This window comes from Larkinella insperata (assembly GCF_026248825.1).
Lineage (GTDB): Bacteria > Bacteroidota > Bacteroidia > Cytophagales > Spirosomataceae > Larkinella > Larkinella insperata.
This window is the reverse complement of sequence record NZ_CP110973.1, coordinates 967506-984287: the sequence shown is the minus strand read 5'-3', so window position 1 is coordinate 984287 and position 16782 is coordinate 967506. Positions and strand designations below refer to the sequence as shown.

Here is a 16782-nt window from a genome sequence, read left to right as displayed (position 1 = left end):
TGCAACTCCTGACCTATGAAAAAATGCCTGATCATTGAAGACGAGCCGCTGGCGCTCAGTTTGCTGGAATCATACGTGCGGCAGGTGGACGGCCTAACGCTGGTGAAAAGCTACACCAATGCGGTGGAAGCCTTCACGTTTCTGCAATCCAAAGCCGTTGATCTTCTGTTTCTGGATATTGAATTACCGCAGATTTCGGGTCTGGACCTGTTGAAATCGCTCAAAAACCGTCCGCCGGTGATCATGACCACGGCCTACCGCGATTACGCCGTCGATGCCTACGATCTTGATGTGGTGGATTATCTGCTGAAACCCGTGACGTTCGAACGGTTTCTGCGCTCGATCAGCAAGGTATATCAGGGAAGCCAGTCGGCCAGTGTAGAAATGGCCGCCAACCCACTGACCCACGACTTCGACCGGGCGTACATTTTTCTGCGCGAAGACCGCGAGATGGTCAAGGTGTACCTGAAAGACATTCTTTACATCGAAAGCCTGCGGGATTACGTCCGGGTTAAAACGCACGATCGGCAGATCATTACTTACCAGAAAATTAGTTACTTAGAGCAGAAATTGCCCGAGAATAAATTTATCCGGGTTCACCGTTCTTTTATGGTGGCGATTGAAAAAGTAACGGCTTTCACACCCCTGTCGGTGCAGATTGGTGAAAAGACACTGCCGCTGGGCCGCAATTACAAGCAGCAGGCACTGAAAGCGTTCCACAGTGAGAATGTAATGTTATAAACTGCCGGTTGTGGGCCACTAATCACTAAACTTCTATGGGTGAACGGACAATTCCTACCTTGCACGAGTGGTTGGGCGGAACCGACCGGCTGGAACAACTCACCACACTTTTTTACCGGAAAGTGTTGCAGGACGATCTGCTCGAGCCGGTCTTTCGGCACATGTCGCCCGAACACGCCCGTCACGTTGCTCATTTTATCGGCGAAGTTTTTGGCGGTCCAAAGCAGTACACCGAAACCGATGGCGGCAGCCACGCCCGCATGGTGGCGCACCACCTCGGCAAGCACCTCGATGAAGCCAAACGCCGTCGGTGGATGAGCCTGTTGCTGGAAAGTGCCGACGAAATCGGCCTGCCCGATGACCCGGAGTTTCAGTCGGCGTTACTGGGCTACCTGGAGTGGGGCAGCCGGATTGCCGTCCTCAATTCAACGACCGTGAGCAACCCAATTCAGCCGGATGCGCCCATGCCGATCTGGGGTTGGGGGGAGACTGGCGGACCCTATACGGGCGACTGATGCTGAGTTTTTCCCGAAACGGTTTGTCGCTGCCTCCGGTCGGCCGGTGCTGTTAGTATTTAATGACGTATACCGCACTCCGAAAATCGCCGGGTGAGCGTTACGCGGGAATAATTCCTGCATTCCCGGCAGGACAATCTCTTGTCGCTTGCTGCTTTTTCAAGCACTCTTTGCCTTGGTATAAGCCATTAGTTTACAGAAACGTATACCGGTAACTAACAAAACGTCTTTGTTGGCACCGCTTTTGCAGAGTTGATTTTCACGATTGATCACTGGAAACGGTTCGCCAGGCAATCGACCAATTAGAAATCGCAACGATTTCATCGTTTTTGGTCGATTTGCAAGGTGTTCGGGATGATGTGAAGAAACGGGAACGGCTTCTGCTGAAGTCAGTGAAGAATTGTAATCAATCTACTCACCGTTACGTAATTATGTTTTTAAATCTACCTATCCACAGGACGGGTTTAAATCGACTTGTCCACGCGTTGAAGAGTACCCTGGGTGTGGCGTTATTTCTGGTTGCCTCGTCAAGTTTGGTAAAAGCTATTCCGGTTGATCTTCCGCTTCCCGGTCCGCGAAAACAGGCCCGGATTTCACCCTCCGGTACCGACGACAAACGGTACATCGGCGTCACCATTTTCAATTTTGAGAGCGATCCCCGCGTGGATGATGAACGCATTGAACACTCTGCGCTGGCGGGCTGTAACGCGGTAGAAATTACCATAAACTGGGATCAGATTTACCCGGCTACCGACAGCCGCCCGATGTGGGATGTTGTTGATTCGCACGTGCAGACTGCCCAGCGGCTGGGTTTGAAAATCGCCCTGCGGGTGCACGTCGGGCGGGAGTTTGAGCGATTGGGCGGGTTCTGGACGGTTCACGAAACCATGCAGGCCGCCGACAGTTCCCGGCGGGCCGCAAAGGGAATCATTCAATTTTCGTTTTCCCATCAGCCCACCGTTGATCGGGCCAGTACCTTCGTAAGCGAGGTTGCAAACCGGTATCACTACCTTCAGGAACAGGGGCAGCTTTTGTTTTTCTCGGTGGTGGTTTCACCCGCTCTGGAATCGGAATATTCACCGGTTTACGACCCCCCGACCGGCGCGAAGTACGTGGTTCCTTACGATTACAGCATCCACGAACTAACGGCTTTTCGCACGTACCTTCAGGCCCGTTTCAGTTTGTCGCAGCTCAATCAACGCTGGGGAACCGATTTCAGCCAGTGGAACCGGGTGATGCCACCGCCCAACGATAAATCCAACCCGTATGCTTCTCAACTCGGTACGCGGGGCAACGACTGGTACGTTTTCCGGCACCGGCAGCTCAAGGCGTTTATCGACCAAGTAAACCAAACCGTCAAAGCCGTTGACCCCGCAATCGTCATGGTCAACCAGCACGGTTGCGTCTGGGACCGTCTGTCGGGCTTACGGGCGACGCTGGCCTTCAAAAATCTGGGCCAGACCGCCGACGGTTTAAAGTTCAACGATGGACCGGACTACAACCACCGCTTCTCGATGGACCTCGTCCGGAGCAACCTCAAACCCGGCGCGTTTATGATCAACGCCGTTGACGGAATGTTCCATAATTCGGTGTCTCTGGAAAAGTACTATGAGCAAATTGCGCAGTGTTTCGAACACGGGGCGAAAATGCTGACGCTGGCCAACTTTGGTGGAAAAGACGCCCGCCAGAAGTTGACGGATTTGATTGCAATGGTAACCTCAAGAGGGTTACTGGGCCAGCCCGTTACGCAGGTACAAACCGCCGGTAACGCCATCGGTTACAAACTTTCGGACATTTTGAAGAATAATTCGATTGCGCAGGAACGCTGGAACCAGCGGTACAGCCAGAACGGAAACAAGCCCGTGCGCATCGAAATCGACGAAGACCTGCTCCGGAATGAGCCGCCGGTCCTGAATAGTTTACCGATCCTGAAACAGCCCATTCCTGACCAGACCGCCATGGTGGGTGAGCCGTTCAGTTATTCGATTGGGCAGCCTTTTTCGGATGCCGACGGAACCATCGTGGGCATTCAGGTCAGCGGCTTGCCGGAAGGGATTCGGTGGGTGAGTGCCACGGGCGAGCTCGCCGGAACGCCCACCCGGGCCGAATCCCGGATCGTTACCCTGATTGCCCGGGACAACCTGGATGCGACGGTAACGGCGAGTTTCCGGCTGACGGTTGCCGATGCCGCGGGAACCAATCAGCCGCCGGTGGCTCCGGTAATCGGGGCGCAAACCGGGCAGGTGGGCAAGGGGTTTACGTATACACTACCCCCCTTTACGGATCCGGAGGAATTACCGTTAACTTACAAATTGGCCGGAATTGCACCCGGTTTGTCGTTTTCCTCCCAAACTGGCACGATCAGTGGTGTACCAACAACGGCTGGCGTTTATTCGCTGACCTATTCGGCGGCTGACCCATCCAACCGTATTGGGACAACGCTAGTTCAACTGACGATTAACGAAGCTGCACCAGTGATCAAACGAACCGGTAACTTTGAGGGATACCTTGACACCTACACCTGTGAAGGAGATATCTGGGGGTGGGTCTGGGACCGGAATTTGCCTAACACGCCCCTGCCCATTGAAGTTCTCGATGGTTCGAACGTGATCGGTACGTTTACAGCGGATGTAGTACGCCCCGATCTGGTAGCGGTTAAAAAAGGCAACGGACAACACGGTTATCAGTTTATCATACCGGCCAGCATCAAAGACGGGTTGCCACACGTCATCAGCCTGCGGATCGAAAATTCGGATTACTACCTGAAGGGGTCCCCCAGGACGCTAACGTGTCCTGCCAGCACGGCCCCGGTATCGGACCCGACTAACAATCCGCCGGTAGCGGTGCCAATTCCGACTCAATACGGGTACCTCAACACGCCGTTTACCTACACGCTGCCGGCGTTCTCGCATGAAGACGGGCAGACACTGTTGTACGCCATTAGCGGTGGAATTGCCGGTCTGGCTTACAACCAGGCAACCCGAACCTTCAGTGGCTTGCCCAACCAGATCGGTACGTTTACGGCCAGCTTGGTGGTATCGGACGGTCAGGGTGGATACACACCCGCGCTTGTAACGGTTGTGGTAACGGCTGCTCCGGCCAATAGCCCCCCGGTTGTTGCCAAAACCGTTGCCGATCAGTCGGCGAAGGTGGGGCAGGCTTTTTCACTGGTGCTCGACGCCGGTACGTTTACCGATCCGGATAATAACCTGAGCAGCGTTCAGGTGAGTGGTTTGCCCGGCGGATTGTCTTACAGTTCGTCGAGCCGGTTGATTAGTGGTCAGCCAACGACTGCCGGGACAGTAACAGTTACGCTTAAAGCGACGGACGGGTTGGGCGCTACCGCCACAACAACTTTCAAAATAGCGGTTGCGGCTGCTGATGCCGTTGTCAATAAGCCGCCGGTCGTTAGCCGGACCATTCCGAATTTGACAGCCACAGCGGGCCAACCGTTCGCCTATACCATTGCCGAAGATAGCTTCAGCGACTCCGACGGAACGATCGCAACCGTCGAGCTTACAAGTCCATTGCCCAGCGGGCTTACGTATACCCGAACCGTTCGGTCGATCAGCGGGACGCCCACGCTGGCGTCCAACAACCGGAATCTGGCGAGTGAAACGATGGGCGAAGCGACCACGGTTACGGTTAAAGCGACCGACGACTACGGCGACTGGGTTACAACAACTTTTCAGTTGACGATCAATCCGGCCCCAGCGGGCGAAAACCGGGCGCCGGTCGTTGCACAGCCCATTCCCGACCAGACCGCCACGGTTGGCAAGGCATTCGCTTATGCCGTTGGGCCAACGGTGTTTGCGGATGTGGACGGTCGCATTGCCAGCGTTGAGGTTACGGGCTTACCCGCTGGACTGCGTTACGATGCCGAAGCCAATCTTATTGCAGGTACACCTACGTCGGCGACGGCGGTTACGGTTCTTGTAACGGCGACCGATAATGAAGGGGCCACGGTGCGTCTTACTTTTCAATTGAAAATACAGGCCGCGCCGGAGCTGGTGACGGGTAATTTTGACGGTTATCTGGACAAGGTTGAGTGCAGCACGATCCGGGGCTGGGTATGGGATCGGAACAAGCCGAATACGCCCCTGACGGTGGAGTTTTACGCTGATGGACAGCCAATCGGCAGTGTTGAGGCAGCTATCTTCAGAGGAGATCTGCTGAATGCGGGCAAAGGCAACGGGAATCACGCGTACAGTTTTACGACTCCGGCGAGCCTGAAAGACAACAAACCGCACGAGATCAGCGCCAGGGTTTTAAACAGCGCCTATACGTTGAAATATGCGCCTAAAACACTGACTTGCCCGTCGTCGGCGCGTTTGTCGGCGGAATCGGTTGAAGGAAGCTGGGGGGCTTTCCCCAACCCGTTCAACGATCTGATTGAAATAAGTTTGCCGACGACACTGGAGCGATTTCCCCCGCAAGCTCCCTATCGATTCACGATTGTTTCGACCTCAGGGCGGCAACTGCTAATCTCAGAAAACAACACACGCGTTGAGGCTGGAAAAGTAATTTTAAATATGCAGCCATACGGACTATCATCCGGACTTTATCTGCTGAAGATTCAACAGGGAGAAGGCCTGATGCATACGCTGAAGGTAGTAAAATAGTAATGCTCTCGTAAGACAATAAATAACCTGGATTTACCGGAAAGCCTGCTTTCGTTGAGAGCAGGCTTTTTTGTGCTTTTATAAATCATGAGCCGCTTTTTCAAGTATGATCGAAGCAGATTATAAGACATAATTACTTATATCTGGTTTGGCGGAAAATAGGAAAATATATTTGATGTAGTGTATCAATGTCTATTTTTAGCTTAATTTAGAGTGTTTTGTATCTTTTATAAGAAGCCGTAAACTAACATTGTTAAGTAATACTACTTAACTTATAATTTTGTTAGTATCTTTGAATTGTCCACCGTAACTGTACTTATTTTAATGAATGCAATCACCGAGGCTTCGGCTCTTATGGCACCCGCTCTGGCACGCAATCACTTGTCGTCCTGCTGTTTTACGAGCTTACCTCAAGCAATTAGTTGTGCTAATCAATTCTTTATGGAAGGGCTAAACGCGCAGATCGTTGCCCGGGATAAAAGCGCATTTTTGGTTGTTTCACCCGATATTGCTAGTCGGATGTTTACAAAGGGATTTCAATTGATTTATGGAAACTAAATCAAAACGTCTTTACCGGGAAGACCGGAGAAATCAGGTTAGATAGCAAGAAAAAACCAGTCAATTGACTGGTTTTTTTCTAAATTAACTATCCATGTTACTTCTATTTATTGGTATGGGGTGGAGGTTTTAACCGCACAGGGTCAACGGCAATAAGGTGGTCTGCCTTCTTTACCGTTTTGAGTAAATCGGGCTTTAAAAAGGCAATTAATCTGTTGTATGGGCTTACTTTGACGAACTCATTTCACACCCCTTCCAGAAGCCGGTTTTGCGAATTAGGCATTTACAGGAAAGATGACCGGGGCAGGACAGACGATGAGCAAACGCCGGTGACACTTTTAAACGAATCAGGGAATAAAAGAAGGTAGGCAGAGAAGCGTAAGAAACGCAAACGGTACAAAAAGGAGTAAGCGGTTTAACAGATGGCAAACTAGTCAACAAACCGTATCTAAAACAGGGTAATGGCTAGTTGCGCATCCGCTTTAAAAGAATTCAGGAGGTGCATCACAAAGAATAAACTTCTAACGCTATTTGATCGGAACAGTTTTACGCTGTCAACAAGAAGACTTACTCGACCGGTTAAAGAAGTGATACGTGCCCATCACCGATTATTCAGTGACCTGAGAGAGGGACGTCGTAAAGAACTTGGCCAGCAAAATAACGGATTTCACTCTCCGACGACTCACCGGAAGACGGGTACTGTCTGATAATTCAACCCAACTGTTGTGCATATCGTGTAGTTCCGTGTGGACAATATGTTCCGGGTTAACCAGGTAGGACCTTGAGATGCGCCAGAAGCTGGGATGGTACTCCTGTTGCTCTTTGAGTGTATAACTGGAGACAAAACTAGTCTGTTTATTGAGGAAAATGCGGCTATAATTGCTCCATCCCTCGAAAAATAAGATTTGTTTAGCCGAAATCGTAATCGCTCTGCCTCTTCTGTCTCGAACTTTAACGCTAGTACGTGTGCTATTCATAGAAAGTAATGTTGATCCATAACTTTCATTAGGATAGCAAACTCTATGCCATTATGTTACTAATTCTGGCTGATAAATGCGAACCTTTTGTCTGTTAATTGTGGGCGATAGGATAGGGGCGGCTAATTTTCCACCAGCAGATTTTTAAATCCAAGCCGAGCGAATATTGGCTGAGGTACCAGCGGTCGTACCGAATTCCGTTGTGAACCGAATCCGGCTGCTGCAACTTCACCCGGCGGGCGCGAATTTGGGAGAGACCTATAATACCAGGACGCATCCGATACCGATCCCGGTAGCCCGGTAACGTCCAGTGTTGAGCGTCGTATTGAAGTGTATGAGGACGGGGACCAACGATGCTCATATCTCCAAGCAGCACATTGAAAAACAAAGGCAATTCATCCAGGTGCGTAGCACGGAGAAATCGACCCAGAGCCGTTACCTGAGCGGGCGGATAGGAGGTGGTCGAAAGCCCTTTTTGGGCGATACAAGGGGTAGTGCGAAACCGAAAGTAGCGATAGGGTCGGCCATGTTTGCCTGTGCGCAGCTGAATAAGAAAAACGGGGCCCCGGGATGTCAGACGAATCATCATAGCAATCAGGGGCACAGCCCAAGCCAGAAAGAATACTAGGAGCAGAAAAGTAATTACAAGATCAAATAGCCTTTTTCCGGCTTGTGAAGGAAGGTCTTTCGAACTATAGTTGGTGGGAGACGGAAGTGTGTAAACTCCCGAATCGAGACTAAGCATAAACGTTGAGCATTAAACTAACTACATGAATACTCCCTGGTAGCACCGCTAAATTTGACCGCTTTTGGTGAATTTAACCGACAGTAAGGGTAGCAGTATATCAAAGAAAGTAATAAAAAAAGCTGAAGTTGGTGTGGATATAGCGGCTTAAAATACCGATAGCGAGTAATTGGCGACGACTTTATCAGTGATTTTATCAGACAATAATACCTCTTTGTAAGCAGGTTGGCAACGGGTTATCTTAAAAGTGATTTAGTGGTTTGAGATGAAGGTTCAGTGCCAGGATACCGCCAGAAAGTTTCAGGTTAATCTAAGAGTAGCAAAAGATAAATAGAAAGCAGCGTTTCACAGAATTGATAATTTTTTGTGCAGGTTATAGGCGCATAAACTTTGCGGTTTTACTTTCTTTCGCATAAACGTAAAAGGGTTTACCCTTTTGATTTATTGTATCTCCTTCTCTTTTAGATACTTACGTTAACTGGTGAAGCCGTATACTAAATTCTGATGAGAAAGGGTAAATGTTTTTTGCTTTTATTTAGTAAATATGTCTGGCAATTTACTTACCTTGTGGTAGGTAAAATTACTTATTCTCTGTCTTAATTTATATTTTGAAAAGATTTATTACCCTTGCAGGGGTTGTGCTTATGCTGGTATCTATTGCCGCGCGTGCACAAACTTCGGTGTTATTCTCGGGTTTAGTCAAAGAAACGACCACCAATGAGCCGCTTCAGGGTGTTCACGTTTATGTGCCTGATCATCATTTAGGCACTGTCACCAATGAAACCGGTTCTTATACCCTGTCCCTACCCACCAGGGACAGTCTGACGATCACGTTTTCGTTTGTGGGCTACCAGCCTCTGACGCGCACCATCTTCCCCGCTCACTGCCAAACCCTGGACATCTTCCTGACGCCCGGCCAGCAGCTGGCCGAAGTGGCCGTCAAAGCTCACGCTGCCCCCAAAGCCAGCGACCAGGCCCAGATGAGCCGCATCGACGTGCCCCTCGAGCAGCTCAACAAAATACCCGCCCTGATGGGCGAGAAAGACGTGCTGAAACTGCTGCAACTCATGCCCGGGGTGCAGAAAGGCTCCGAAGGCAACGCCGGGGTGTACGTGCGGGGTGGGGGACCGGATCAGAACCTGATTACCCTCGACGAAGCGGTGGTCTACAACCCCAGCCACCTGCTGGGCTTCTTCTCGGTCTTCAACGGCGATGCGCTCCAGGGCGCGGAACTGACCAAGGGCGGTTTTCCGGCCCGTTACGGGGGTCGGCTGTCGTCGGTGATCGAGATGGGTCTGAAGGCGGGCGACCGTCAGGCGTTGCACGGCACGGGCAGTATAGGGGTGATTGCCTCGCGGCTGACGCTGGAGGGCCCCCTGCAGCAGGGCAAATCCTCATTTGTGGTGTCGGCTCGTCAGTGTTATCTGGGGGCATTGACGGGTCTGGTTGCCAAAGGCAGGGAGTCGGGTGTTCCGTCGCGTTTGGGTTTTGGGGACTACAACGCCAAGCTATCGTTTGAGCTGGGGGCGCGGGATCAGCTGTACGTCAGTGGTTACACCAGTGCCGATCAGTTTAAAAGCCAGCAAATGTACGACAAGCAGGTCTTGGATGCAGGTCTGAATTGGGGCAACACCACGGGTACGCTGCGGTGGAGCCACCGGTTCTCGAACCGGGCCTCGGCCCACGCGGCATTGATCTTTAGTCAGTACCGTATGCAAGTTGTTAGTGAAGAAACCGTTAAGGCGGAAGGCCAGAATCCGTCGGGCGTGGTGCTTCGTCTGGAGTACCTGTCGAACATTCGGGATTTTACATTCAAGCAGGATTGGGACCTTCAGGCGGGTTTGAATCACCAGTTTCGATTGGGCGTTCAGGCAACATCTCATCAGTTTACGCCCAGCGCAGTTGTGACTGCCGAAGCTAAAACCGCCACTTTGGCCCGAACCTCCGGTCAGCAAATCCGTGTCGTTGAATCGGGCGTTTACGCAGAAGATTATTGGCAGCCCACCGACCGCTGGCGGATCAACGCCGGCTTGCGGCTGAGCTACTTCTTCCACCCCAAAGCCCAATACCTGCGGCCCGAACCCCGCCTGTCGGTGGGCTATAAACTGCCCGGCCACTGGACCATCAAGGGAGCCTACGCCCAAATGAACCAGTATGTACACATGCTGTCGAGCACAGGCGTTGGCCTGCCCACGGACCTGTGGGTGCCCACGACCGACCGGGTCAAACCCCAGCAGTCGGAGCAGGTAGCGCTGGGGCTGGTCAAAGACTTTGATTCCGACCTTGCTCTGACGGTGGAAGGGTATCATAAAACCATGAAGAACAACATCAGCTATCGGGAAGGAGCAACGTTTCTCGTTACGGATATGACAGCAACGGGGCAAAAGGCGCGTTGGGAGGATAACGTAACGGCGGGCCGGGGCTGGTCGTACGGCGGGGAGGTGATGCTCCAGAAGAAAACGGGCCGGTTGTCGGGTTGGATCGGTTACACGCTGTCGTGGACGCAGTGGCAGTTTGCCGATCTGAACGGGGGGCGCAGGTTCTTCCCGCGTTACGACCGCCGGCATGATTTGTCGGTGGTGGGGGTGTACGAACTGAGCAAGCGTATAAGCCTATCCGGTACCTGGGTGTACGGCACGGGGCAGGCGTTAACGGTTCCCTTGTCGCGCTATTACGCCAGCGCCAATAACCCGGATCACACGACGCCCAACACCAACCCGTTTATCGACACCCACAACGTAAAGGATTATGGGGCTAAAAACAGTTTCCGGGCCGAGCCGTATCACCGCATGGACCTTAGCCTGCAGTTCCATACCCGAAAAAAAGCGTGGGAAAGCAGTTGGGAACTAAGTGTTTATAATGCCTATAACCGGCGTAACCCATTTTATTATTCGCTGGAGGGCAAGGGTGGTTCCGAGGGCATCGCGTCAAAAACGGTGCTTTACCGCTATTCACTTTTTCCCGTTGTGCCCACAGTCAGTTATAGTTTCAGGTTCTGAGTACGCATTAATTGCTTTTGGTACATTCTCTGTCTTAATTCTTAAAACATCATGAAACGGATTTACGCTATATTTCTGCTCCTCATTTTCCTGTCCTCGGGTTGTGGGAGTATGCGCCAGGAGATTGACCCGGCCAGTCTAGGAGAAATCGACAAGAAACTGGTAATCATTGGATTTATTTCTCCTCAGGACACGGTACTGGCTGTAAAAGTAAACATCACCCGGCCCGTCACTGATGCCAATCACACCAAGAATTACGGAATTGCACCGGATGCAACGGTGATTTTGTCGAGCGGGAACCGATCGATTCAGCTTCATTACAACGGGAAGTATGAATATTTTCAGGCTGATCCGAAGAAGTTTCCGATTCGGTCGGGCGAAACCTACCGAATTACGGCTCAGAATCCGGCGGGTTTGCAGGCTTCGGGAACGTGTACCGTCCCACAGCCCGCGAAATTGCAAGAGGTCCGGCTCGATTCGGTCGAGGATTCGAATCATCGCAAACAATACTTCGTTCGGTATTATTGGCAGGACGATTCGCAGACGACAAATTACTACCAGACGGCCGGTCTGTTTGCTTACGCCAAACCGTGTCCTTCCTGTAAAACGGATGCCAATGCCAAACCTGAAGCCCGGACTGTGCCCGTTCTTTTTGAGTCGGCGGGCCAGCGTAATACTTTGCTAACCGATCAGGCCCAGGACGGCAAGCGGCTGGAGTCGCACCGGGGCCTCCTGAATGAAGCGGCAGCTACTTCGTCTTCAGCAGATAAGCTGAATTTCGCGAATCTCTACGAGAAAGCCACCGTCAAAGCTGCCTTATTGAATGTCGATGAGGCCTATTACAAATACCATCAGGCGCTGGAATTGCAGAAAAGGGCGGATGGCAATCCGTTTGCCGAGCCAGTTTTGCTCACCAACACCATTCAGGGAGGGCTGGGGTGTTTTGCCGCCTATAATCAAGCCTTCCTGACTGTTACCTTAAAATAACATTCGGTGACTTTATAGCGGGAGGAAAAAAATTATCAAACAATATTGCGTAAATATACTTAGAAAATATGTAATATTGCCCAACGTTTCTCAAAGCTATAAAAACTATGAATAATTACATCGCTGTCCACTATAATGGTAACACTTCCATTCTGACATATACCAGCACGGAAGACGAAGCCCGGACTCACCTAGCCGGTCTGATTACCAGTGGGGAGGTCCGTAAAAACCACACTTTGTCCATCGTCCGGGTGTGCGATGATTCGCTTGTTTACTACAGCAACCGGAGCCATTCGCTGGAGACACTTCTGCAAAAACAGGCCCAGCCGGCTCTGAACTGGAGCGAATTCTGGCTTGGTTCTGCGCAGGAATTACTTACGAAATGGAGTAATAAACTGGTCAGCCTGGGCGTTGTGGCCGGAAGTCGTTAAGGAGCCGGGTCGTCGCTTTTTTTCCGGGCGGCTACTTTCTTTTTTACAACATCAACCGGGTATTTCAGCGCCAGGCGCCGAATTTCGTAGCTAAACTCTTCAAAGGTTTCGCGCCAGAGAACGGCTTCTTCCGGCGTGTAGTCGTAGAAACCGTGGGCGTTCTGAACGCCTTTACCGCCATTCTGGACAAGATTGTCAATCAGCTTCGGAACTTCGGTGCTCGTGTTGAGAGTAGGAAACAGGTCCTTCATCACGGCATGATAGGCCGGAACACCGGTTAGGTCCATCCAGCGGAAAATTCCCACCAAGGTCATCCAGTAACCGGCATTGTTGCGACACGCCCGGTCAACATCATCGATGGTGGCGTAACCGTTTTCCACCAGATAAAAAGCCTCCCGGTAGAGGGCATACATCAGCCGGTTGGTAATGAATCCCCGGATGTCTTTGCGCACCAGCGTTGGCTCTTTGCCCCAATGGTGCGAAAGCTGATACAACCATTCGGCAAACCGATGATCGCTGGCGTCTCCGCAGATTATTTCCAGAAAGCGGGTTGTGTGCGACGGTTCGGCCCAGTGAAGGCCCAGAAATCGTTCGGGATGAGTTGTTTGCTGCTGCAACACGCTGATGGGAATAGCCGATGTATTGCTGGTGATAACCGTCTGGGGCGACACCGCGGCCTCAATTTTCTGGTAAACCTGTTTCTTGATAGCAAGATCTTCCAGCGTGCACTCAATGACCAGACGGGCCTCTTGCAGCAAACCATAATCCGCCGTGATCGTCAGATTGTTCAGATAAACGTCGGGTCGCTCCGGGCACAGTTCTTCAGCAAACGATTTCTGAAGGTGTTCGTGAACGCGGGGCTCGGCGGTTTCCAGATCGCTCGGAATCGGAGCAACGGCTACCACCGGATGACCGGCCATGAGCAGACAGGTGACAATGCTGCATCCCATAAGCCCCAAACCGACAACGCCAACCGGAATGCCGGTTGGGTCGGTCGAAAAAGGTTCGTTACTTTCTGTTGTCATTCTTCAATCAAACCACGGGTTTCTACTGCCAGAAAGGCGCTAAGGGCCTGCGTTATACTTTTCCGTTACCTGTATTTACAAAAATGAACGCGGTGAATACGGTTTCTTGAATTGGTAGCGGGAAACCTGTAGCTTTAAAGCTTTAATTCGCCCGCCGTATGCCCGCCCGACTGATCTCCTGCTTTCTTCTGGTTTCATTTTTTTTCAACGTCTGTGCGCAAAAGCCGTCGGCAAGTGCCTTTAAGGTGGTGCCGCTGGGCGTCCGGGGCGGCCTCGACGAGAGTAATCTGTCGGCCTACCTGCTGGCTGCGCCGGGAACGGACACCTACATTTGTCTCGATGCCGGAACGCTTCATGCCGGGATACAGAAAGCTGTCCAGCATGGCGTGTTTCGAGTTGGTTCTGAAACCGTTCTGAAGGAATACATCAAAGCTTACCTGATCAGCCATGCGCACCTGGATCATCTGGCGGGTTTAATCATCAATTCGACGGATGACGCCCGCAAGCCAATTTACGCGCTGGCCGGTTGCATTGATGTGTTGAAAAAGAATTATTTCAACTGGAAAAGCTGGCCGAATATGGCCAATGAAGGAGATCAGCCCGCGCTGAGCAAATACCGGTATACGGTTTTGGCACCCGGAACGGAAGTGCCCATTGAAGCAACGGGGATGAGTGTACGGGCGTTTCCGCTGAGTCACGGAATGGCCTACCAGAGCGCAGCCTTTCTGGTGAAAAACGAAGGAAATTACGCCTTGTACCTGGGCGACACCGGCCCTGATCTCATTGAAAAATCGAGGAATTTATCCCTGCTCTGGCAGGAGGTGGCGCCGTTGGTCCAGTCAAAGAAACTGAAAGCTATTTTCATGGAAGTTTCGTATCCCAACGAACAGCCCGACAACCAGCTTTACGGTCATTTAACCCCCAACTGGCTGATGCATGAGCTCACGGCGCTGGGTAAATTGACGGGGGCCGACGCGCTGAACGGTTTGCCGGTGGTGATTACGCACATAAAGCCTACCGGAAACAACGAGGAACTGATCAGGTCGCAGCTTCAAAAGGGTAATCGGCTGAACGTAAAACTGATTTTTCCGGAGCAGGGAAACGTGCTGGAGTTCTGAATCTGCGCACCAATAACGGCATTGCGTATATAGGCCTTGTATAAACGTAAGAAATAAATAAAGGGCCGTATCCTTATTTAATCACTCATTTTGATCGATACTTCTGTATATTTAATGAATCGTGTGATGTTAGCCACTAAAGCTTCCCGATGAATTCACGTATGATTCTCACTGTAACCGCTATTGACCGACAGCAGCAATGGCGAAGTTTCTTCTGCCAAGTTGATGAATTAGAAGTTGCTTTCGATATCCTGAACGGTATTGTTCGACAGGGCGACCAGCCCATCAAGGCGTTGATAACTGACGAAAGCGGCCGCATTGAACTGCCGACGGAGGTGTTTGATGAATCATCGGTATCGGCAGCCGTCCGGGAACTCAAAAAGGACTGGGAGTCTATATTGACCCAGCCCAGACCTGAGGCAGGCATCGAACGTGCACCAGACGCCGAATGGTTTTACCGTTTGGTTATCCTTCGGCAAAGGCGGTTGGAGCAGCTTCAGGACTCACTGGGTCAGATGCAGCAACTGCTGACCAATACCCGAAAAGAAATGCCGAAAGGACCCAGCAAAACCCGCCTGATAAACCGATACCAAGGGCTGATTGACCGGTATTTGGAGCTGGTCGCCCGGGCGCAGGCGGCTTACCAGGCAGTACTTTGTCCGGCAGATTAATTTACTCCATGAGTGTGCTCTCCGCCGGGCGTATAACGCTGTATGGGCAAACGAATGCGAAACAACGTGCCCTGCCCCCGGCGGGTTTCAATTTCCAGACTGGCCCCCAGCAATTCACACAATTGTTTGACAATTGATAAACCGATGCCCTCGCCCGAGGACGCGGCTTTTGACGCGTTGATGTTGGCGGCTTCCCGCGCATCGGCCTCCGCCGAGGAGAGTCCAAAGGCCGCCGTAGATTCTACGGTGGGAGCCAATATTTCCGCAAAGGAACCAGGCTGTTGATTGGTTAAGCCGGGTCCGGAGTCCTGAACGCTCAGGATCCAGCGCAGCGTGTCTTCGGTGGTCCACGATACGGAGATAAAGCCAGATTCCGTATGGGTCAGCGCATTCAGGACGAGGTTTTGCACGATGCGCTGCACTTGAATGGGATCGCTCTCGATCATCAGCTTCGATGGACCGTTTGCCTGAAGCATCAGGCTCTGTTCTTCGGCTATTGGCTGGTACGTTTTCACCAGCGAGTGAAGCAGTTCGCTCACGTCGAACGTTTGAACCGAAATGGATTCCTGTCCGGCTTCCAACCGGGCCAAGTCCATCAGTTGAGTTACTAACTCATGAACGCTGCTGAGGTTGCGGTTAAGCATCTCCAGCATTTCTTTTCGCTCCTCGTCCGATTTCCCATCCAGTTCGAGCAACGAAGCCGCTCCCTTCACAACGCCAAATCCACTGCGCAGGTCATGGGAGGAGCTGCGCAGCAAATCACCCCGCTGCCGGGACAAATGCTCCAGTTCGTTGAGGGTTTTCTGCAAGGCTTCCGTTCGGCTGCTGGCCGCTATGCGCTGCAGTTCAGTGTACTGCTCGACGCTGCCGTTGGTACTTTGCAGGCTAAACCAGGCGACCAGATCATACGATTGCCCGACCAGATCCATATCGGTCGTTGGAAACCGTTTCCAATATTGCCGGAGTTCGTCGCGCACAAGCTGGCTCAGGTGATTCATTTCCGACAACAGTTCGTGCAACGAATAGCCTTTTTGCCAGCGGTGCAGACCGTGTTCGCTGGCCATCAGTTTAACGTCAATGTCGGACGGCATCTGGCGCATTCGCTGTTCGAGGCCATTGAGCATGAAAGGAACCTTGTTGTTGAATTCTTCACGGCTCATGTTGCCGATGGTGTAAATACTGGTGTCCTTTTCGCAAACTGTCCGCCAATTATTCAGCAAGGCTTCCCGGCGGGCGGCCAGGTAAACCGCCAGTGCATCCAGGGAAGAGTTGTTTGAATCATTCATCAGGAAAAGTCAGTAAATGTCAAGTTTCAGCTAGATGTTTGTGTACTCGATGAAGATAAAGATCAAAACGCCTTCCGTTGTTTTAAGATTGATCCGGATGCCCCAAA

The 16782-nt window shown here is 51.7% G+C and carries 12 protein-coding genes; 8 read left to right on the top strand and 4 right to left on the bottom strand.

Features of this window, described 5'->3' with window-relative positions:
- The first annotated feature begins 15 nt into the window (after positions 1-15).
- The 3 genes from OQ371_RS03870 (at position 16) to OQ371_RS03860 (ending at position 5878) form a co-directional block, all read left to right on the top strand.
- Complete coding sequence (locus tag OQ371_RS03870; protein ID WP_265992469.1) at positions 16-741, top strand: LytR/AlgR family response regulator transcription factor; 726 nt, start codon at positions 16-18, stop codon at positions 739-741.
- A 35-nt stretch (positions 742-776) separates the two neighbouring features.
- Positions 777-1256, top strand: coding sequence for a group II truncated hemoglobin (locus OQ371_RS03865; protein ID WP_265992468.1), 480 nt, complete (start codon positions 777-779; stop codon positions 1254-1256).
- 485 nt (positions 1257-1741) lie between these two features.
- Positions 1742-5878 carry a putative Ig domain-containing protein gene (locus tag OQ371_RS03860; protein WP_265992467.1) on the top strand — a complete coding sequence of 1379 codons (4137 nt, stop codon included), beginning with the start codon at positions 1742-1744 and terminating at the stop codon, positions 5876-5878.
- Positions 5879-7044: 1166 nt separating this feature from the next.
- On the opposite strand, the gene OQ371_RS26340 is transcribed toward OQ371_RS03860, so the two are convergent.
- Positions 7045-7413, bottom strand: coding sequence for a LytR/AlgR family response regulator transcription factor (locus OQ371_RS26340; RefSeq protein WP_374761434.1), 369 nt, complete (start codon positions 7411-7413; stop codon positions 7045-7047).
- Positions 7414-7507: 94 nt separating this feature from the next.
- Positions 7508-8158: a sugar transferase gene (locus tag OQ371_RS03855; RefSeq protein ID WP_265992466.1), complete on the bottom strand. Its 651-nt coding sequence runs from the start codon at positions 8156-8158 to the stop codon at positions 7508-7510.
- Between the two features lie 644 nt (positions 8159-8802).
- On the opposite strand from OQ371_RS03855, the gene OQ371_RS03850 reads away from it, so the two are divergent.
- The 3 genes from OQ371_RS03850 (at position 8803) to OQ371_RS03840 (ending at position 12575) form a co-directional block, all read left to right on the top strand.
- Complete coding sequence (locus tag OQ371_RS03850) at positions 8803-11157, top strand: TonB-dependent receptor (protein WP_265992465.1); 2355 nt, start codon at positions 8803-8805, stop codon at positions 11155-11157.
- Positions 11158-11208: 51 nt separating this feature from the next.
- Complete coding sequence (locus OQ371_RS03845; protein ID WP_265992464.1) at positions 11209-12144, top strand: DUF4249 domain-containing protein; 936 nt, start codon at positions 11209-11211, stop codon at positions 12142-12144.
- Positions 12145-12251: 107 nt separating this feature from the next.
- Positions 12252-12575: a hypothetical protein gene (locus OQ371_RS03840; RefSeq protein WP_265992463.1), complete on the top strand. Its 324-nt coding sequence runs from the start codon at positions 12252-12254 to the stop codon at positions 12573-12575.
- Here OQ371_RS03840 and OQ371_RS03835 read toward each other — a convergent pair.
- On the bottom strand, positions 12572-13600 hold the full coding sequence (locus OQ371_RS03835) for a 3-hydroxyacyl-CoA dehydrogenase family protein (protein WP_265992462.1): 1029 nt from the start codon (positions 13598-13600) through the stop codon (positions 12572-12574). The genes OQ371_RS03840 and OQ371_RS03835 overlap by 4 nt on opposite strands.
- A 158-nt stretch (positions 13601-13758) precedes the next feature.
- On the opposite strand from OQ371_RS03835, the gene OQ371_RS03830 reads away from it, so the two are divergent.
- Positions 13759-14718: an MBL fold metallo-hydrolase gene (locus tag OQ371_RS03830; protein ID WP_265992461.1), complete on the top strand. Its 960-nt coding sequence runs from the start codon at positions 13759-13761 to the stop codon at positions 14716-14718.
- A 161-nt stretch (positions 14719-14879) separates the two neighbouring features.
- Positions 14880-15389, top strand: coding sequence for a hypothetical protein (locus OQ371_RS03825; RefSeq protein WP_265992460.1), 510 nt, complete (start codon positions 14880-14882; stop codon positions 15387-15389).
- On the opposite strand, the gene OQ371_RS03820 is transcribed toward OQ371_RS03825, so the two are convergent.
- A complete protein-coding gene (locus OQ371_RS03820; RefSeq protein ID WP_265992459.1) occupies positions 15386-16675 on the bottom strand; it encodes a sensor histidine kinase in 1290 nt (429 codons plus the stop codon). The two genes, OQ371_RS03825 and OQ371_RS03820, sit on opposite strands and share 4 nt — an antisense overlap.
- Between the last annotated feature and the right edge of the window lie 107 nt (positions 16676-16782).

What these genes read in the sequence shown, in the direction of transcription:
- OQ371_RS03870 (WP_265992469.1), top strand. Translation starts at nt 16, where the DNA reads ATGAAAAAATGCCTGATCATTGAAGACGAGCCGCTGGCGCTCAGTTTG.
- OQ371_RS03865 (WP_265992468.1), top strand. Translation starts at nt 777, where the DNA reads ATGGGTGAACGGACAATTCCTACCTTGCACGAGTGGTTGGGCGGAACC.
- OQ371_RS26340 (WP_374761434.1), bottom strand. Translation starts at nt 7,413, where the DNA reads ATGAATAGCACACGTACTAGCGTTAAAGTTCGAGACAGAAGAGGCAGA.
- OQ371_RS03855 (WP_265992466.1), bottom strand. Translation starts at nt 8,158, where the DNA reads ATGCTTAGTCTCGATTCGGGAGTTTACACACTTCCGTCTCCCACCAAC.
- OQ371_RS03850 (WP_265992465.1), top strand. Translation starts at nt 8,803, where the DNA reads ATGCTGGTATCTATTGCCGCGCGTGCACAAACTTCGGTGTTATTCTCG.
- OQ371_RS03845 (WP_265992464.1), top strand. Translation starts at nt 11,209, where the DNA reads ATGAAACGGATTTACGCTATATTTCTGCTCCTCATTTTCCTGTCCTCG.
- OQ371_RS03840 (WP_265992463.1), top strand. Translation starts at nt 12,252, where the DNA reads ATGAATAATTACATCGCTGTCCACTATAATGGTAACACTTCCATTCTG.
- OQ371_RS03835 (WP_265992462.1), bottom strand. Translation starts at nt 13,600, where the DNA reads ATGACAACAGAAAGTAACGAACCTTTTTCGACCGACCCAACCGGCATT.
- OQ371_RS03830 (WP_265992461.1), top strand. Translation starts at nt 13,759, where the DNA reads ATGCCCGCCCGACTGATCTCCTGCTTTCTTCTGGTTTCATTTTTTTTC.
- OQ371_RS03825 (WP_265992460.1), top strand. Translation starts at nt 14,880, where the DNA reads ATGATTCTCACTGTAACCGCTATTGACCGACAGCAGCAATGGCGAAGT.
- OQ371_RS03820 (WP_265992459.1), bottom strand. Translation starts at nt 16,675, where the DNA reads ATGAATGATTCAAACAACTCTTCCCTGGATGCACTGGCGGTTTACCTG.